This window comes from Cobetia sp. UIB-001, assembly GCF_044789135.1.
Taxonomy (GTDB): Bacteria; Pseudomonadota; Gammaproteobacteria; order Pseudomonadales; family Halomonadaceae; genus Cobetia; species Cobetia amphilecti.
On record NZ_CP058244.1, the window covers coordinates 3,774,653 to 3,792,523 of the forward strand.

Below are 17,871 nucleotides of genomic sequence, written 5' to 3' on the forward strand. Positions count from 1 at the left end.
TGATACTGACATACGGGGAACGGGGCGGCCCGAAGGCGGGGGCCAGATACACGATGGCGTGCGACTATGCGCACGCCATCATGAGAAGCGAAAACAGTCAGCCCTTACGCGCGGCTGGCCTGCTCACGGACTTCAGCTGCGAAGTCGACTTCTTCCTTCTCGATACCTTCACCGACTTCCATGCGTACGAAGGATACCACTTCACCACCGGCTGCCTTGACGAACTCGGCGACGGTCTGGTTCGGATCCTTGACGAACGGCTGTTCGGTCAGGCTGTTCTCAGCCAGGTACTTCTTCAGACGACCCTGGGACATCTTCTCGGCGATTTCCGCCGGCTTGCCAGCCATGTCCGGCTGAGCAAGGATGATGGCCTTTTCAGCGTCCATCTGTTCCTGCGGCATGTCGGACGGACGTGCACAGACCGGGTTGACGGCTGCGACGTGCATGGAGACGTCCTTGGCTGCTTCACCAGTACCGCCGTTCAGCAGGGTCAGCGCAGCGATGCGGCCGCCGTGGACGTAGCCACCGACAACGCCGCCAGCCGGCGCTTCGACCAGCTCGGCACGACGAACGGAGATGTTCTCACCGATCTTCTGAACCAGCTGACCACGGGTGTCTTCCAGCTCGCCTTCCATCAGGGAAGCGATGTCGGTGTTCTTGGTAGCGAACACACGATCGGCGATCAGCTGGGTGAAGGCCTTGAAATTGTCATCACGAGCGACGAAGTCGGTCTCGGAGTTGATTTCGACCATCACGCCGTAGCTGGCGTCGTCGGCGACCTTGATGACGATGGCGCCTTCAGCGGCCACGCGGCCAGCTTTCTTGGCGGCCTTCAGGCCGGAGTTCTTGCGCAGGTTCTCGATCGCCAGCTCGATGTCGCCACCGGCTTCGGTAAGAGCCTTCTTGCATTCCATCATGCCGAGCGCAGTACGCTCACGCAGTTCCTTGACCATAGATGCGCTGATAGCTGCCATGGGATGAAACCTCTGTCGTGTCGACGTCTTTGAATACGGGAATTCGGTCACGACCGCTGAACGGTCGCAAATAAGGGGGCCGTGGCCCCCTCATTGCCTGACCTGACTGCCACCTGGCTAGGCCATGCCGCACTTAGTGTAGCGCAGCGTTTGTGACAGTCAGATCAAGCCGCCAGGATCACTCTGCTGCGTCTTCTTCAGAAGCAGTTTCGACGAACTCACCGGCCAGCTCTTCTTCCTTGTTCTTGCCACAGGCGCCTGCAATTGCCTGGACATAGATCTGGATGGCGCGGATGGAGTCATCGTTACCCGGGATGACGTAGTCCACGCCGTCCGGGTTGGAGTTGGTATCGACGACGCCGATGACCGGGATGCCCAGCTTGTTGGCTTCGTTGATCGCGATGCGCTCGTGGTCAACGTCGATCACGAACATTGCGTCCGGCAGGCCGCCCATGTCCTTGATACCGCCGATGGAGCGCTCGAGCTTGTCCTGCTCACGAGTGGCCATCAGGACTTCTTTCTTGGTCAGCTTCGCGAAGGTACCGTCTTCATGCATCTGCTCGATTTCACGCAGGCGCTTGATGGACTGACGGATGGTCTTGAAGTTGGTCAGCATGCCGCCCAACCAGCGATGGTTGACGTACGGCTGGCCAGCCTTGCGAGCTTCTTCCTTGATGATCTTGCCGGCAGCGCGCTTGGTGCCCACGAACATGATCTTGTTGCCATTGGCAGCCATCTTCTCGACCACTGACACGGCTTCGTTCAGCGCCGGCAGGGTGTGCTCGAGGTTGATGATGTGGATCTTGTTGCGAGCGCCGAAGATGAACTTGGACATCTTCGGGTTCCAGTACTTGGTCTGGTGACCGAAGTGTGCGCCTGCCTTGAGCAGATCGCGCATGTTGACTTGCGCCATGTGAATATCTCCTGGATATCGGGTTGGGCCTCCACGTCCCCCATGGATCCGACCGCTTGCGCGGCACCCGGGACCATGTGACGGAACGTGTGTGGATTGGGGTTATGTACGTCAGTCCTTCAATCTCGCCTCGGCCAGGCGCCCGGAGGTGGCCGATCGAGGAGAATTTGCAGGAAAGCGCGCGGCTTTATACCATAGCTCGACCACGATATGAAGTCGCCACTGCCCGACGCGGCATGCGATGCGTCGCGCCATTCCCCCGTCACGCGCGGCCTGGCGGCGTTTCATCCCTCTTATCTCCTGCCTCGAGTCCTCATGAACATTCCCATCAAGACAGCTGAAGAAATCGACAAGATGCGCGTCGCCGGCCGTCTGGCGGCTGAAGTGCTGGAGCTGCTCGACGAGCATGTCCGTCCCGGCGTCACCACGGGCGAGCTCAACCGCATCGCGCACCACCACATCACCGAAGTTCAGGGCTGCATTCCGGCGCCGCTCAACTACCACGGCTTCCCGAAATCGATCTGCACCTCGATCAATCACGTGGTCTGTCACGGCATCCCCGATGACAACAAGAAGCTCAAGAAAGGCGACATCCTCAACATCGACATCACCGTGATCAAGGACGGCTATCACGGCGACACCTCGAAGATGTACATCGTCGGCGAGCCGAGCATCCAGGCCGAGCGTCTGTGCCGCGTCACCCAGGAATGCCTCTATAAAGGCATCGAGCTGGTACGTCCGGGCGTACGCCTGTCAGAAATCGGTCGCGCGATCCAGAAGCATGCCGAAGCGGCAGGCTACAGTGTCGTGCGTGACTTCTGCGGCCACGGCATCGGCGCCGGCTTTCATGAAGACCCGCAGGTGCTGCACTATGACGGCTACGAAGCCCGTGCCGACGCCGAGCTTCTGGAAGGCATGTGCCTGACCATCGAGCCGATGGTCAATGTCGGTGGCTACAAGGTGAAGGTCCTCAAGGACGACTGGACAGCCGTCACCAAGGACAAGAGCCTCTCAGCCCAGTGGGAGCACACCCTGCTGGTCACCGCCACCGGCGTCGAGGTACTGACACGTCGCACGGAAGAGGACCTCTCCTTCCTCGAGGGTTGATCAAGATGCTCCTGCACCACTATCACTTCGTCGAGCGTGAAGCGCTCTACGATGCCGTCACCTTCGACGGCGAGCTGGCCACGACGAAGACACCCATCCCGCTGTTCAAGCGGGCTCTGGCACAGGTACAGGAGCGTCTCGAGGCTCGCTTCAAGGCGGGCGCCGACATCCGCGACCTCATCCATGGTCGTGCCCGCGCCATCGATCGCCTGCTGGCCATCGCCTGGCAGCGCCAGACCTGGCCGGATGACGGCATCGCCCTGCTCGCCGTGGGCGGCTACGGCCGCGGCGAGCTGCACCCGCATTCCGACATCGACCTGCTGCTGTTACTGGAGCAGGACGACGACACGCCCTATCGTGAGGCGCTGTCCGACTTCATCACCTTCCTGTGGGACATCGGTCTCGAGATCGGCCAGTCCGTGCGCTCGCTGAGTGACTGCGAGCGTGAGGCACGCGCCGATGTCACCGTGATCACCAACCTGCTGGAATCCCGTGTCATCGCCGGCCCTCAGCGGCTGCGCGAGGCCATGCGCGAACGTCTGGCCACCGACCGTCTGTGGCCGGCTGAAGCCTTCTTCGAGGCCAAGTGGCAGGAGCAGATCGCTCGCCACCACAAGTTCGCCAACACCGAATATCACCTCGAACCCAACATCAAGTCGTCGCCCGGCGGCCTGCGCGACATCCAGATGATCGGCTGGGTCGCCAAGCGCCACTTCGGAGTCGAGCGCTACGACAACCTGGTCGCGCTGGGCTTCATGAATGATGCCGAGCTGCGCATTCTCAGCCAGGGCCAGGCCTTCCTGTGGCAGGTGCGCTTCGCGCTGCACATGCTGGCCGGGCGCGCCGAGGACCGGCTGCTGTTCGACCACCAGCGCACCATCGCCGAGCTGTTCGGCTTCCGCGACACGCCCGAGCATCTGGCGGTCGAGCAGTTCATGAAGCGCTACTACCGCCACGTCACCGCCCTGGCGGGCCTCAATGACATGCTGCTGCAGCACTTCGACGAGGCCATCCTGCGCCATGACGAGCCGGTCAACATCGTGCCGCTCAATCCGCGCTTCGAGATCCGCAGCGGCTACATCAGCCTGCGCGAGGAAGGCGTGTTCCGCCGCCGCCCCGCCGCGCTGCTGGAGCTGTTCCTGCTGATGGCGCAGCACCCGGAGATCGAGGGCGTACGCGCCGATACCATCCGCGCGCTGCGTGATCATCGCCACCAGATCGACGACGCCTTCCGCGACGACGTGCGCCACCAGAGCCTGTTCATGGAGCTGATGCGCTGTGGCGGCAACGTGCCCCGCGTGCTCAAGCGCATGGCGCGCTACGGCATCCTCGGCAAGTACCTGCCGGCCTTCGGTCGCGCCGTGGGGCTGATGCAGCACGACCTCTTCCACGTCTACACCGTCGATGCGCATACCCTGCGCCTGCTCAAGGTCGCCCAGGAATTCCGCGCCCCCGATGCCGAGGAGGAATTCCCGGTCGCCGCGACCCTGATCCGCGAGCTGCCCAAGCTGGAGCTGCTGTGGATCGCCGGGCTCTATCACGACATCGGCAAGGGCCGTGGCGGCGACCACTCCGAGATCGGTGCCGAGGAAGTCGAGGACTTCGCGCGCCGTCATGACCTCAGCCCGCGCGACACCCGCACCCTGAGCTGGCTGGTGCGCCATCACCTGCTGATGTCGATGACCGCCCAGAAGCAGGACATCGCCGACCCCGAGATCATCACGCGCTTCGCCGAGATCGTCGGCGACGAGACGCACCTGGATTATCTCTACGTGCTGACGGTGGCCGACATCAACGCCACCAACCCATCGCTGTGGAACGGCTGGCGTGCGGCATTGCTGCGCCAGCTGCACATGGAGACGCGCCGAGCGCTGCGCCGTGGCCTCGAGCATCCGCCGGAGCGCCACGAGTGGATCACCGAGACCCGTGAGGAAGCACTGTCCCTGCTGGCCGGCATGGGCACCACCCGCACTGACGCCGAGGCGCTGTGGGCCAGCCTCGGCGACGACTACTTCGTGCGCTATGCCCCCAGCGAGGTGGCCTGGCACACCCAGGGGATCCTGGCGCGCCAGGCAGCCCCGCAGCTCGACGAGCATGGCGAGCCGCTGCCGCTGGTACTGACCAGCGCGCCCACCGAGGAGATGACCGAAGGCGGCACCAAGGTCTTCATCCACACTCGCTCGGTGGACAACCTGTTCGCGGCCACCGCCGCGGCGCTGGAGCAGCTGGGGCTCTCGATCCACGATGCACGCATCGCCACCTCGAGCCACAACTGGACGCTCAACACCTTCATCCTGCTCGACGATGACGGCGAGCCGATCCGCGACGCCGCACGCCTGGCCGATATCCGCACCCATCTGGTCGAAGAGCTGGATGACCCGGATGACTACTCGGTGATCGTCAATCGCCATACGCCGCGCCAGCTCAAGCATTTCCGCATCGCGCCGCGCATCACGCTGAGCCAGGACTACACCAACGGCCGCAGCGTACTGGAAGTGATCGCCTCGGACCGCCCGGGCCTGCTGGCGCGCATCGGCCGCGTGTTCATGGAGCACGAGATCGCCATCGATGCCGCCAAGATCGCCACCCTCGGCGAGCGCGTCGAGGATATCTTCTTCATCACCGACCGCGCCGGCGAACCCATCACCGACCCCGAGCGCCAGACACGCCTGCGTGACGCCCTGACCGAAGTCCTCGAGGTCGGCGAGCGCGGCTGAGACGCGTGACGGCGCGTGACGGCACGTGACGAGAGTACAGAGGGAAAGCGCCGGCCGGCACCCCGCGATTGAGGGGACCGGCCGGCTTCCCTATAATCGCGAGTCGACCTGCATGGCAGTCCGGTGACTCGCGGACGCCTTCCTCCCTGCTCGGCCGGCAGCCTGGCTGCCACGGCCATCACCCATGGAACGTGCATGAACCCGGATCTCGACCAGCTCAAGCCCTACCCGTTTGAAACCCTGGCCAAGCTGCGCGAGGGCGTCGTGCCCAATCCCGCCCTGGACCCGATTGCACTGACCATCGGCGAGCCGCGTCACGCGCCGCCCGAGTTCGTGCTCGACACCCTGCGCGAGCACATCATGGGCGTGGCCAAGTACCCCGCCACCGGCGGTCTGGGGGAATTGCGCCAGGCGATCGCCGACTGGCTCGCGAAGCGCTTCTCGCTCAACGCCACGCCGGATATCGACCAGCAGGTCCTGCCGGTCACCGGCACCCGCGAGGCACTGTTCGCCTTCATCCAGGCCTCGCTGGACAGCACGCGTCCGGCGCGCGTACTGGTGCCGAACCCCTTCTATCAGATCTATGAAGGCGCGACGCTGCTGGCCGGCGGCGAGGTCACCTACCTGCCCTGCCCCGCCGAGAATGGCTTCCGCCCCGACTACGCCGCGGTGCCGGCCGAGGTGTGGCGTGATACCCAGATCGTCTTCGTCTGCTCGCCGGGCAATCCCACCGGCGCCGTGACACCGCTGGAGGACTTCCAGCAGCTGATTCGCCTCGCCGACGAGCACGACTTCCTGATCGCCTCCGATGAGTGCTACTCGGAGCTCTATCTCGACGAGCCGACGCCGCCGCCGGGCCTGCTGCAAGCCTGTGCCGCCATGGGCCGCGATGACTACGCGCGCTGCGTGGTCTTCCACTCGCTGTCCAAGCGCTCCAACCTGCCGGGCCTGCGCTCCGGCTTCGTGGCCGGCGATGGCGAGGTGATCCGTCGCTTCCGTCACTACCGCACCTATCACGGCTGCGCGATGCCGCTGCATCACCAGTACGCCTCCATCGCCGCCTGGAATGATGAAGCCCACGTGCTGGCCAATCGCGATGCCTACCGCGAGAAGTTTGCCGCCGTGACCGAAATCCTCGCACCGGTGATGGACTTCCCGACTCCGGAAGCCAGCTTCTACCTGTACCCCGCCGTGCCGGGCGGTGACGATGCCGCCTTCACCCGCGAGCTGCTGCGCGAAGAGGCGGTCGGCGTGCTGCCGGCAAGCTACATGGCGCGCGAGGTGGACGGCGTGAATCCGGGCGCCGGACGCATTCGTCTGGCGCTGGTGGCCGAACTGGAACAGACCGTCGAAGCCGCCCAGCGCCTGCGTCGCTTCGTCGAACGCCTGCGCTGAGCGCCGGGCCTGCACGGGCTGACAGCAGCCCAACACTGGATGACAGCCCCGCCCGGCGGGGCGGATTGGCTCAAGGAGACCGCCATGCACGTGCTCTACGGCATCAAGACCTGTGATACCTGCCGCAAGGCGCGCCGCGCCCTCGACGACCGGGGCGTGCCCTATCGCTGGCATGACCTGCGTGAGGATGGCCTCTCCGCCAGCCTGCTCGAATCCTGGCTGGAGCAGACCGCCTGGAGCAGCCTGCTCAACAAGCGCAGCACCAGCTGGCGCAACCTGAGCGATGAACAACGTGACAGCCTCGATGCCAATTCGGCACGCGCATTGATGCTGGAGCACCCGACCCTGATCAAGCGTCCCATTCTCGAGCGTCATCCCGCCGACAATGAGATGGATCTGGTGATCGGCTATGACAAGGCGGTCTACGAACCGCAGGACTGAGTTACCCCTTACACCACTGGACACCCCGGAGATTGACACGATGTTGAGCCTTGCCCTCGGAATCGGCACCCAGAACACCACCGGCGACTGGCTGGAAGTCTACTATCCTGCCCCGCTGTTCAAGCCGACCGCTGCCGTTGCTGACGCCGCTCGCAAGGCACTGGACGCACCGGCTGGCACCACCGCCACCAGCTTCCTGCCGGAACACTGCGCCGCCCTGGCCAGCGCCCTGCGCGACGCCGGTGACAGCGCCCAGGCCGAACTGGCCGAGAGCCTGGCCGCCAGCCAGCGCCCGCTGGTCGCCATGTTCATCGAGGAAGACGCCGCCCCGCAGAGCGTGCCGGAGGTCTACCTCAAGCTGCACCTGCTGTCTCACCGCATGGTGCGTCCGCACGGCATCGATCTGACCGGCATGTTCGGTCTGCTCAAGAATGTCGCCTGGACCAGCGAAGGCGCCATCGACATCGAGGAGCTGCCGGCGCGTCGCCTCAAGGCCCGTCTGGAAGGTCGCACCCTGTCCGTGGACTGCGTCGACAAGTTCCCGAAGATGACCGACTACGTGGTGCCGACCGGTATTCGTATCGCCGACACCGCGCGTGTGCGTCTGGGCGCCTACCTGGGCGAAGGCACCACCGTGATGCACGAAGGCTTCTGCAACTTCAATGCCGGCACCGAAGGCCCGGGCATGATCGAAGGCCGCATCTCCGCGGGCGTCTTCGTCGGCAAGGGCTCTGATCTGGGCGGCGGTTGCTCCACCATGGGCACCCTGTCCGGTGGCGGCAACATCGTCATCAAGGTCGGTGAAGGCTGCCTGATCGGCGCCAATGCCGGTATCGGCATCCCGCTGGGCGATCGCTGCACCGTGGAAGCTGGCCTCTACATCACCGCCGGCACCAAGGTCATGGTCTTCGACAACGAAGGCCAGGAAGTCGAGACGATCGCGGCCCGTGAGCTGGCGAGCCAGGACGACCTGCTGCTGCGTCGCAACTCCGTCACCGGCCGTGTCGAGTGCCGCACCAACAAGAGCGCCATCGCGCTCAACGATGCCCTGCACGCCCACAACTGAGGCGCGTGACGATGGCCTGTCAGGGGCTGCACCTCTGGCAGGCCGTCGTGGCATTTCCCGGCTCGGGCAGCAGTGTCCGGGCCGGCGTGAAGACACTTCGTCTCTCCCCCCGAATTTCGCGCTGTCGCTCCTCGCGATGACGCCTGCAGCGATGGCCCATGATGACTGATTCAAACGCACCGCTTCCGCCACGCCCCGCCGATCTGTCTCCGACGCTGGAGCTGGCCTTCGATCTCATCTCACGCCCCTCGGTCACGCCGGACGACCTGGACTGCCAGACCCTGATGATCGAACGCCTCGAGGCGCTGGGCTTCACCATCACGCGGCTGCCCTTCGGCGATGTCGACAACTTCTGGGCGGTGCGCGGCCATCATGGTCCGGTGCTGGCCTTCGCCGGCCACACCGATGTCGTGCCGACGGGCCCGGAAGCCAACTGGCAGTATCCGCCGTTCTCGCCGTGCATCGATGATGCCGGCTTCCTGTGTGGCCGCGGCGCCGCCGACATGAAGGGTTCGCTGGCCGCGATGCTGACCGCCACCGAGCGCTTCGTGACCGCCAACCCGGACCACGAAGGCCGCATCGCCTTCTTGATCACCTCCGACGAGGAAGGCCCGGCGGTTCACGGCACCCGTGCGGTGGTCGAGTATCTGCGCGAGCATCACGAGCGCCTCGACTACTGCATCGTCGGCGAGCCGTCCTCCACCGACTACGCCGGTGACGTGATCAAGAATGGCCGTCGCGGCTCGCTGGGTGCGGTCATGCACGTCAAGGGCATCCAGGGCCATGTGGCCTACCCGCATCTGGCGCGCAACCCGATCCACGAAGCCGCCCCGGCGCTGGCCGCCCTGGCCGCCGAGCATTGGGACAACGGCAACGACTTCTTCCCGGCGACCAGCTTCCAGATCTCCAACATCCGTGGCGGTACCGGCGCGACCAACGTCATCCCCGGCGAGCTGGAAGTGGTCTTCAACTTCCGCTACTCCACCGAGCTGACCGCCGATGACCTCAAGCGTCGCACCTATGAGATCCTCGAGAAGCACGGTCTGGACGTCGAGATCGAGTGGAACCTGAGCGGCGAGCCCTTCCTGACGCCGGAAGGCGCGCTGGTCGATGCCGCCGTGCACGGCGTGGAACGCGCGCTGGGGCGCAAGCCGGTGCTGTCCACCTCCGGCGGCACCTCCGATGGTCGCTTCATCGCCACGCTCGGCACTCAGGTCGTCGAGCTGGGGCCGGTCAACGCGACCATCCACAAGATCGATGAACGCGTCATGGCCAGCGATCTGGACCGACTCTCCAGCGCCTACGAGCACATCCTGGAATACCTGTTTGTCCCCCCCGCGACCCAAGAGACCACGGCATGAGCGACACCCCGCACAATGACGCCGATGAGCAGTACCCGGACATCGAGATCTATCTCAAGCCCTTGAGCCTGGAAGCACTGGGCGCCTGGCTGGGCGAGCAGTTCGGTCAGGTCGTCGTCTTCCAGCCGGCCGGCAAGCTGCAGCACCGTACGCGCCTCACGCGTGATGGCGCCGAGATCGCGGTGCTGGTGGTCGAGAAGGTCGCCGATGGCTTCGCCAGCCTGTGGTTCGACAGCGCCAGTACCCCCTGGGCGCGCGATGTCGACTGCGCACGCGCCGCCGCCCGGGCCCTGCAGGTCGAGACGCGCTGCTCGCTGGGCAGCTGGCAGCCCGGTGATGAGCCGGACCGTTTCTTCCGTGTCATGGCCGACGGCAGCGAAGAGGCCTTCACCTGGCCGGACAAGGGCTGAGTGACCCGCCTCTTATGGTGACAGTCCATGAAACGACAACGCCCCGCAGGCTAGCCTGCGGGGCGTTGTCGTCTTTCACTGAGCGAGTCAGCGATCAGGTGATGACCGTCACGTCATCCGCCTGCAGGCCACGCTCATTGCTGATGACGTGGTAACGCACTTTCTGACCTTCGGCCAAGGTACGGTGGCCCTTGCCACGAATGGCACGGAAGTGAACGAAGACATCTTCACCACTTTCACGGGTCACGAAACCGTAGCCCTTGTTGACGTTGAACCACTTGACCTCGCCGATCTCACGATCGTCGTCCTCGACTTCAGCCAGTACCGCTGAGCGCGGAGACAGCACCGGAATGGCAAGCGTCGCGATCAACAGCAGGATGAACACGGCCGCGACGGCAGCCGCGTACGCCAGCTCGAAGCCCTCGACGCTAAGCGCCTGGCTCAGGGTGTCGGCCAGCTGGCCGCCGGTCAGGGTGATGAAGACAGCAATCAGCAACGGTGCCGGCAGTGCCAGCAGCAGGCTGATGATGAAACAACGGAAGAACGTCTTGGAACTCATCAAGATAAACTCTCTAGGTAATGGGTGGAGGTGTAACGCGAGGGCAGAAATGAGTGCTTCGGATGATCCCTATCAGAATGTTCTGCCCTTGATCGCAATGGACAGCGCCTGACCGCACGACAGGGTTACAGCAGCTATCGTCAGTCGGGAAACTGCCTGAAGGCAGCGCCTCACGGCGGTGCCCGCCACCATCACTGATACACGCAAAGATGCCTGTGCATCGCTCTGGCGACGTCGTGGCTCGTGATGCAGGTAACTCCACATCAGTCGATGGAACCGGCCCTGTCAATGACGCGCGAAGCGCAGGCAATCGAAGGCCGTCAATGGGTGCGATATACGAAAAATAAGTCAATCGCACTGTCAACAGTCTATCACGCCTCTTCCTGATGCGTCTGAGGCAACTCAGTGACAATCCTTCAACACTTTGCGGTAATTCGACAACGATCCAGGCAACGACCGCAGCGATGATTCGGCGTGCCATCGCTCAGAAATCGTGGCATGAGTCATGGCATGAGTCGTCATCCAACCGCGGCCGCCTCACCCTCCTCCCCCACTGCCTACGCGGACCATTCCCTTACCCTCTGGAGCCCAGATGCATGACAACTTCGACTGATCCCAGCCTGGAAGCCCGACTGGAAGCACTGGAATCGCGCCTCGCGCATCAGGATGACTGGCTCGAGACCCTCGATCGCACCGTCATCACCCAGCAGCGTCAGATAGAGACACTCGAGCGCCTCACCGCGCTGATGGCCAGCCAGCTACGCACCCTGCGCGAACAGCAAGGCGACGCAGACTCGGCAGCACCTTTCGGTGCGCAGCCACACGATGACCTGCCACCCCATTACTGAGCCTCAGCCCTCCCAGCCAAGTCTAGGCAGGGCCTTGAACGCAAACCGGCCCCGCAGCGAGGCTGCGGGGCCGGTCGGGCAGTGCTGAATCAGACTTTCTCGAATCTGACAGTGTTGCTACAGACAGGGCGATCTCAGGCGATGAGGCCATCCAGATAACGCTCGGCATCCAGCGCCGCCATGCAGCCGGTACCGGCAGAGGTGATCGCCTGGCGGTAAACGTGGTCCATCACATCGCCACAGGCATAGACGCCGGGGATGCTGGTCTGGGTGGCATTGCCTTCCAGACCGGACTGGACCTTGAGATAGCCGCCCTGCATGTCGAGCTGGCCTTCGAACAGGCTGGTATTCGGACGGTGGCCGATGGCGATGAACACGCCCATCGAGCTCAATTCCTTGGTGGCACCGCTCTCGACATGACGCAGACGCACGCCGGTGACACCGGAGTTGTCGCCCAGCACTTCGTCGAGGGTGTGGTGCCATTCGACCGCCATGTTGCCGTTCTCGACCTTGTCGAACAGCTTGTCCTGCAGGATCTTCTCGGCACGCAGGCTGTCACGGCGATGCACCAGCGTGACCTTGGAGGCGATGTTGGACAGGTACAGCGCTTCCTCGACTGCGGTGTTGCCGCCACCGACCACCACGACTTCCTGATTGCGATAGAAGAAGCCATCGCAGGTCGCACAGGCCGAGACGCCCTGGCCCATGAACTGCTGCTCACTCGGCAGGCCCAGATACTGCGCGCTGGCGCCGGTGGCGATGATCAGGGCATCACAGCTGTAGCTGCCGTTGTCACCCTTGAGCAGGAACGGACGCTCGCCGAGGGTCACTTCGTTGATGTGATCGAACAGGACTTCGGTCTCGAAGCGCTCGGCGTGACGACGCATGCGCTCCATCAGCTCCGGCCCCTGCACGCCAGCATCGTCGCCGGGCCAGTTGTCGACGTCGGTGGTGGTGGTCAGCTGACCACCCATCTGCATGCCGGTGATCAGGAGCGGCTTGAGATTGGCACGTGCAGCGTAGACGGCAGCGGTGTAACCCGCCGGGCCGGAACCGAGAATGATCAGACGTTCGTGACGGACATTGCTCATGGATGACCTCAGTGACAGATGAAGGCGGAGGATTTCACCAGCAGCAATGGCGGCTGCTGGCGATCAATGTACTGAACGATACCGACAGCGCTGCAGACGGCACATGCGATCGACATGGTTCAGGACACGGCGTGATGATCCGGGCCCGCTGGCGCCCGTGCAGGCTTCCCGCTGGAAGCACTTTTACTCGCTGTACTCGCTGGCTGACTGGCTCGCCGGGCTGGTTGAGGCGAACAAGGACTGCGCAGAGTAGCGCAGACGCCGCCAGCTTTCAGCACCGGACTCAGACCGGCATCGCAGAAGCTTATGCTCAAGCACGAGCCCGCAGGATGGCATTGCCCAGATGCGCGGAAGCCGCCGCCAGGGGCGACGGCTTCCGGTTCGCCTACCTCTCGAGACACTCATTACCGAAGGTTCGAAAGGCAGTCGCGGGATCAGTCAGCACGAACGCGTGAGCTGATCTCGTCCAGGCAGCGACTTACAGGCTGCTGGAGTGGCCTGCCAGGTACTTGGCAACACCTTCAGCGGTGTCCTTCATACCTTCCTGACCTTCTTCCCAGCCTGCCGGGCAGACTTCGCCGTTGGTCTGGTGGAACTGCAGGGCCTTGACCATGCGGACCATCTCGTCGACGTTACGGCCCAGCGGCAGGTTGTTGACGACCTGGTGCTGAACGACACCGTCTTCGTCGATCAGGAAGGAAGCGCGCAGAGCGACGCCAGCTTCCGGATGCTCGATGCCGTATGCCTGGGTGACTTCGTGCTTGACGTCGGCCACGATCGGGAAGCCGACTTCACCGATGCCGCCAGCGTCCGGAGAGGTCTTGCGCCATGCGTGGTGAGTGAACTGGGAATCGATGGACACACCGATGACTTCGACGCCGAGTTCCTTGAACTTCGCCAGACGGTTGTCGTGGGCGATGATTTCAGACGGGCAAACGAAGGTGAAGTCCAGCGGCCAGAAGAACAGCACGCGCAGCTTGCCGTTGGAATCAGACAGCTTGTAGTTGTCGACGATGGTACCGTCGCCCAGCACTGCTGCGGCTTCGAAATCCGGGGCCTGACGTCCGACCAATACGCTCATGGTGATCTCCTGAGGAATAATGATGATAAAGGCAGCGGGCCGCCTTTGTGATGAATCGCCACACAGACTAATCGCCACGTGTGGCAGATGCCAAATGTTTGCTGCAATCACCACCATAGAGATTGCCTATGGCAGCGCGATGACGCCAACAGCGGGTGTCGGGATCATAAGTGACCTTGGCTGCAGAATACAGCATCTACCGCGCCCTGCCCCTGCAAGCCTGTCACTTTGCGTCACTGACGCCTGCCGGCGCCGGTTCCAGCGTGCCGCGCAGGTGAGATGCCGTCACAGCACGTCGTCATCCTGGCCGATATCCAGACCTTCGAGCTCACCACTGACCGGGTCGACCTGCTGGCGCACCTGGATCGGCTGACAGCAACGCTCGCAGTCGATGATGTTGGTCAGACTGCCCTCGTCCAGATCCAGGAACACCGTGAAGGGCGTGTCGCAGTAGGGGCAGTTGATTTCCGCCTCATGCAGCGCCTCATTGACCACTCCTTCCTGCTTGTCTTCCAGCAACTCATGGCCCGGCCATTCATCGGACTGCCCCGAGGAATGCTCCGCCAGCCACTGCTCGACCGCCGCATCCAGAACCTCATCATCTTCCGGCAGCTCGCCGGATTCGCTCGGCCTGCGCCCTTGTTCGTTCATGACAGCCTCCGTTGTGCCTGATGGTGAACGCGACGGACGTTGCGAGGGGCACCGTCTGGGGTGCCACCGTCTTGGATGTCACCGTTTCGGATACCCCTGTCCCGGATACTTTAGGGGCCGCATTCACGCCGCGCGAGAGTCGTGGCGGCAAACTCTATGGCAGCGAACGCGACGCAGGGTTCCTTGCTTCACACTATCCTCGATGGTGGTGTGCGCTTGAATTCCTGTCACATGATGACCATAGCCTTATGTAGGCAACCATCCGCGACCTGGCAGTCGCTCTCGCGACGCGTCGCATCCGGCCGAGGCACCTGACGCGCCTGTTGAACGACACTTCAGCAGTCTGGCCGGTGAAGACAACGACAAGGAGGAGAATCATGGGTTCCCAGCGCTCTCAGTCACTGGATTCGCTTGACACCCTCTCCGAGCTGGAAGTCGGAGACAAGCGCTATCACTACTACTCGCTCAAGAAGGCGGCCGACACGCTTGGCGACCTGACGCGACTGCCCTTCACGCTCAAGGTGCTGCTGGAGAATCAGCTGCGCTTCGAGGACGGTGAAACCGCGACCAAGGAAGACATCAAGGCGCTGGCCGACTGGCAGAAGACCGCCTCCAGCACCCACGAGATCGGCTACCGTCCGGCGCGCGTGCTGATGCAGGATTTCACCGGCGTGCCCGGTGTGGTCGACCTGGCCTCCATGCGTGACGCCGTCAAGAAGCTCGGCGCCGACCCCGAGAAGGTCAATCCGCTGACCCCGGTGGACCTGGTCATCGACCACTCGGTGATGGTGGACCACTACGGCGATCCGAGCGCCTTCAAGGACAACGTCCGCATCGAGATGGAGCGTAACCGCGAACGTTACGAATTCCTGCGCTGGGGCCAGCAGGCCTTCGACAACTTCTCCGTCGTCCCGCCGGGCACCGGTATCTGCCACCAGGTGAACCTGGAATATCTCGGCCGCGCCGTCTTCACCCGCGAGGAAGATGGCAAGACCTTCGCCTATCCCGACACCCTGGTCGGCACCGACTCCCACACCACCATGATCAACGGCCTCGGCGTACTCGGCTGGGGTGTCGGCGGCATCGAGGCGGAAGCTGCGATGCTCGGCCAGCCGGTCTCGATGCTGATTCCGGAAGTGGTCGGCTTCAAGCTGACCGGCAAGCTCAACGAAGGCATCACCGCGACTGACCTGGTGCTGACCGTCACCCAGATGCTGAGAAGCCGTGGCGTGGTCGGCAAATTCGTCGAGTTCTACGGTGATGGCCTAGATGACCTGCCGCTGGCCGACCGCGCGACCATCGCCAACATGGCGCCGGAGTACGGTGCTACCTGTGGCTTCTTCCCGCTGGATGACGAGACGCTCAACTACATGCGTCTGTCCGGTCGCTCCGATGAGCAGGTCGCGCTGGTCGAGGCCTACGCCAAGGAGCAGGGTCTGTGGCGCGAGCCGGGCCACGAGCCGGTCTTCTCCGATACGCTCGAGCTGGACATGACCGAGGTCGTCGCCTCCCTCGCCGGCCCCAAACGCCCGCAGGACCGCGTCGCCCTCACCGACATCAAGCAGACCTTCGAGAAGATCCTCGGCGATCAGCTGGGCGAAGTGCCGGACATCGAGGACGGCAAGTGGCTGTCCGAGGGTGGCCAGACCGCCGTCGATGTCGAGCAGAGCTACGACAAGCAGAGCGAGGTGAAGAACGGCGATTACAGCGAGCTGAATGGCGAGACCTTCCGCCTCGATCACGGTGATGTCGTCATCGCCGCCATCACCTCCTGCACCAACACCTCCAACCCCAGCGTGATGCTGGCGGCTGGCTTGGTCGCGCGCAAGGCACGCGAGAAAGGCCTGAGCAGCAAGCCGTGGGTCAAGACCTCACTGGCGCCGGGCTCCAAGGTCGTCACCGACTACCTGGCGACTGCCGGCGTGCAGGATGACCTCAACGAGCTGGGCTTCAACCTGGTCGGCTATGGCTGCACCACCTGTATCGGCAACTCCGGCCCGCTGCCGGAACCGGTCGAGGACGCCATCAACACGCGTGACCTGACGGTCGCCTCGGTGCTGTCGGGCAACCGCAACTTCGAGGGTCGCGTGCATCCCAACGTGCGTACCAACTGGCTGGCGTCGCCGCCCCTGGTGGTCGCCTATGCCCTCGCCGGCACCGTGCGGGTCGACCTCTCCAAGGAGCCGCTGGGCAAGGACACCGACGGCAATGACGTCTTCCTCAAGGACATCTGGCCGAGTCAGGCCGAGATCGCCGAGGCCGTCGAGCAGGTGCGTACCGAGATGTATCGCAAGGAGTACGCCGAGGTCTTCGACGGCGACGAGACCTGGCAGGCCATCGATGTGCCGCAAGCCGAAGTGTATGAGTGGAAGGACTCCACCTACATCCAGCACCCGCCGTTCTTCGAAGGCATGCAGCGTGAGCCGGAAGCCGTACAGGATGTCGAGAATGCCCGCGTGCTGGCGATGCTCGGCGACTCGGTGACCACCGACCACATCTCTCCGGCCGGTGCCATCAAGCCGGACAGCCCGGCGGGTCGCTACCTCAAGGAGAACGGGGTCGAGGTCAAGGACTTCAACTCCTACGGTTCGCGTCGCGGCAACCACGAAGTGATGATGCGCGGCACCTTCGCCAACGTGCGTATCCGCAACGAGATGCTCGATGGCGTCGAGGGCGGCGAGACCCGCCACGTGCCGTCCGGCGAGCAGATGGCCATCTACGATGCCGCCATGAAGTATGCCGAGGAAGGCACGCCACTGGTGGTGGTCGCCGGCAAGGAGTACGGCACTGGCTCCTCGCGTGACTGGGCCGCCAAGGGCACCCTGCTGCTGGGCGTACGCGCGGTGATCGCCGAGTCCTACGAGCGTATCCACCGCTCCAACCTGATCGGCATGGGCGTGGTGCCTCTGCAGTTCCCGCAAGGCGAGAGCCGCCAGTCGCTGGGGCTGACCGGTGATGAGGAAATCAGCATCAGCGGCCTGAATGACCTGACGGCCGGCGGCAAGGTCCAGGTCACCTTCAAGAGCGACAAGGGTGAGCAGAAGATCGAGGCGCTGTGCCGCATCGATACCGACAACGAGCTGGAGTACTACCGCCACGGCGGCATCCTCCACTACGTGCTGCGCGGCATGCTGTAACCCGCCAGCCGTTCACCGCAGCGCTGACTGCAACACAAAAGCCCCCGCAGGCATGGCCTGCGGGGGCTTCTTCATTTACGCACTCTGTTTCATGCAACCTGTTTCATGCAATCTGCTTCA

At 63.7% G+C, this 17,871-nt stretch carries 15 protein-coding genes; 9 read left to right on the forward strand and 6 right to left on the reverse strand.

The genetic code is table 11. The features are described 5' to 3' along the window. Positions 1-104: 104 nt before the first annotated feature. Both tsf and rpsB read right to left on the reverse strand, forming a co-directional pair. The gene (gene tsf, locus HA399_RS15570; protein ID WP_043333025.1) at positions 105-974 is read right to left on the reverse strand and encodes a translation elongation factor Ts; all 870 of its coding nucleotides are present in this window, start codon (positions 972-974) and stop codon (positions 105-107) included. Positions 975-1,152: 178 nt separating this feature from the next. Then, complete coding sequence (gene rpsB, locus HA399_RS15575) at positions 1,153-1,887, reverse strand: 30S ribosomal protein S2 (RefSeq protein WP_043333027.1); 735 nt, start codon at positions 1,885-1,887, stop codon at positions 1,153-1,155. Positions 1,888-2,202: 315 nt separating this feature from the next. Here rpsB and map point away from each other — a divergent pair, with 315 nt between their 5' ends. From map to HA399_RS15610, 7 genes are all read left to right on the forward strand, one after another. Continuing rightward, a complete protein-coding gene (map, locus tag HA399_RS15580; protein ID WP_043333030.1) occupies positions 2,203-2,994 on the forward strand; it encodes a type I methionyl aminopeptidase in 792 nt (263 codons plus the stop codon). Positions 2,995-2,999: 5 nt separating this feature from the next. Continuing rightward, positions 3,000-5,711, forward strand: a complete 2,712-nt coding sequence (locus HA399_RS15585; RefSeq protein WP_043333097.1) for a [protein-PII] uridylyltransferase — start codon at positions 3,000-3,002, stop codon at positions 5,709-5,711. Between the two features lie 195 nt (positions 5,712-5,906). Further along, the gene (dapC, locus tag HA399_RS15590) at positions 5,907-7,106 is read left to right on the forward strand and encodes a succinyldiaminopimelate transaminase (protein WP_404325450.1); all 1,200 of its coding nucleotides are present in this window, start codon (positions 5,907-5,909) and stop codon (positions 7,104-7,106) included. Positions 7,107-7,145: 39 nt separating this feature from the next. Further along, the gene (locus tag HA399_RS15595) at positions 7,146-7,547 is read left to right on the forward strand and encodes an ArsC family reductase (RefSeq protein WP_368447747.1); all 402 of its coding nucleotides are present in this window, start codon (positions 7,146-7,148) and stop codon (positions 7,545-7,547) included. Between the two features lie 40 nt (positions 7,548-7,587). After that, positions 7,588-8,613 (forward strand): 2,3,4,5-tetrahydropyridine-2,6-dicarboxylate N-succinyltransferase, encoded by a 1,026-nt coding sequence (gene dapD / locus HA399_RS15600; protein ID WP_404325451.1) that lies wholly within the window; start codon positions 7,588-7,590, stop codon positions 8,611-8,613. A 161-nt stretch (positions 8,614-8,774) separates the two neighbouring features. Then, entirely contained in the window at positions 8,775-9,974 is a 1,200-nt protein-coding gene (gene dapE / locus HA399_RS15605; protein ID WP_404325452.1) for a succinyl-diaminopimelate desuccinylase, read from the forward strand. Beyond that, the gene (locus HA399_RS15610) at positions 9,971-10,384 is read left to right on the forward strand and encodes a hypothetical protein (protein ID WP_043333036.1); all 414 of its coding nucleotides are present in this window, start codon (positions 9,971-9,973) and stop codon (positions 10,382-10,384) included. The genes dapE and HA399_RS15610 overlap by 4 nt, the downstream gene beginning before the upstream one ends. Before the next feature lie 94 nt (positions 10,385-10,478). Here HA399_RS15610 and HA399_RS15615 read toward each other — a convergent pair whose 3' ends face one another. Then, positions 10,479-10,943, reverse strand: coding sequence for a cold-shock protein (locus HA399_RS15615; protein WP_043333039.1), 465 nt, complete (start codon positions 10,941-10,943; stop codon positions 10,479-10,481). 596 nt (positions 10,944-11,539) lie between these two features. Between HA399_RS15615 and HA399_RS15620 the strand changes: the two genes are divergently transcribed. Beyond that, positions 11,540-11,791 (forward strand): SlyX family protein, encoded by a 252-nt coding sequence (locus HA399_RS15620; protein ID WP_404325453.1) that lies wholly within the window; start codon positions 11,540-11,542, stop codon positions 11,789-11,791. Between the two features lie 134 nt (positions 11,792-11,925). Here the strand turns inward: HA399_RS15620 and trxB are convergent, their stop codons facing one another. The 3 genes from trxB to HA399_RS15635 all read right to left on the reverse strand — a co-directional run bounded on the left by trxB (position 11,926) and on the right by HA399_RS15635 (position 14,614). Beyond that, entirely contained in the window at positions 11,926-12,882 is a 957-nt protein-coding gene (gene trxB, locus HA399_RS15625; RefSeq protein WP_043333042.1) for a thioredoxin-disulfide reductase, read from the reverse strand. 478 nt (positions 12,883-13,360) lie between these two features. After that, a complete protein-coding gene (locus HA399_RS15630; protein ID WP_043333044.1) occupies positions 13,361-13,963 on the reverse strand; it encodes a peroxiredoxin in 603 nt (200 codons plus the stop codon). 285 nt (positions 13,964-14,248) lie between these two features. Next, positions 14,249-14,614, reverse strand: coding sequence for a CPXCG motif-containing cysteine-rich protein (locus HA399_RS15635; RefSeq protein WP_153636610.1), 366 nt, complete (start codon positions 14,612-14,614; stop codon positions 14,249-14,251). Between the two features lie 377 nt (positions 14,615-14,991). Here HA399_RS15635 and acnA point away from each other — a divergent pair, with 377 nt between their 5' ends. Then, positions 14,992-17,751 carry an aconitate hydratase AcnA gene (gene acnA, locus HA399_RS15640; RefSeq protein WP_043333046.1) on the forward strand — a complete coding sequence of 920 codons (2,760 nt, stop codon included), beginning with the start codon at positions 14,992-14,994 and terminating at the stop codon, positions 17,749-17,751. Positions 17,752-17,871 lie beyond the last annotated feature (120 nt).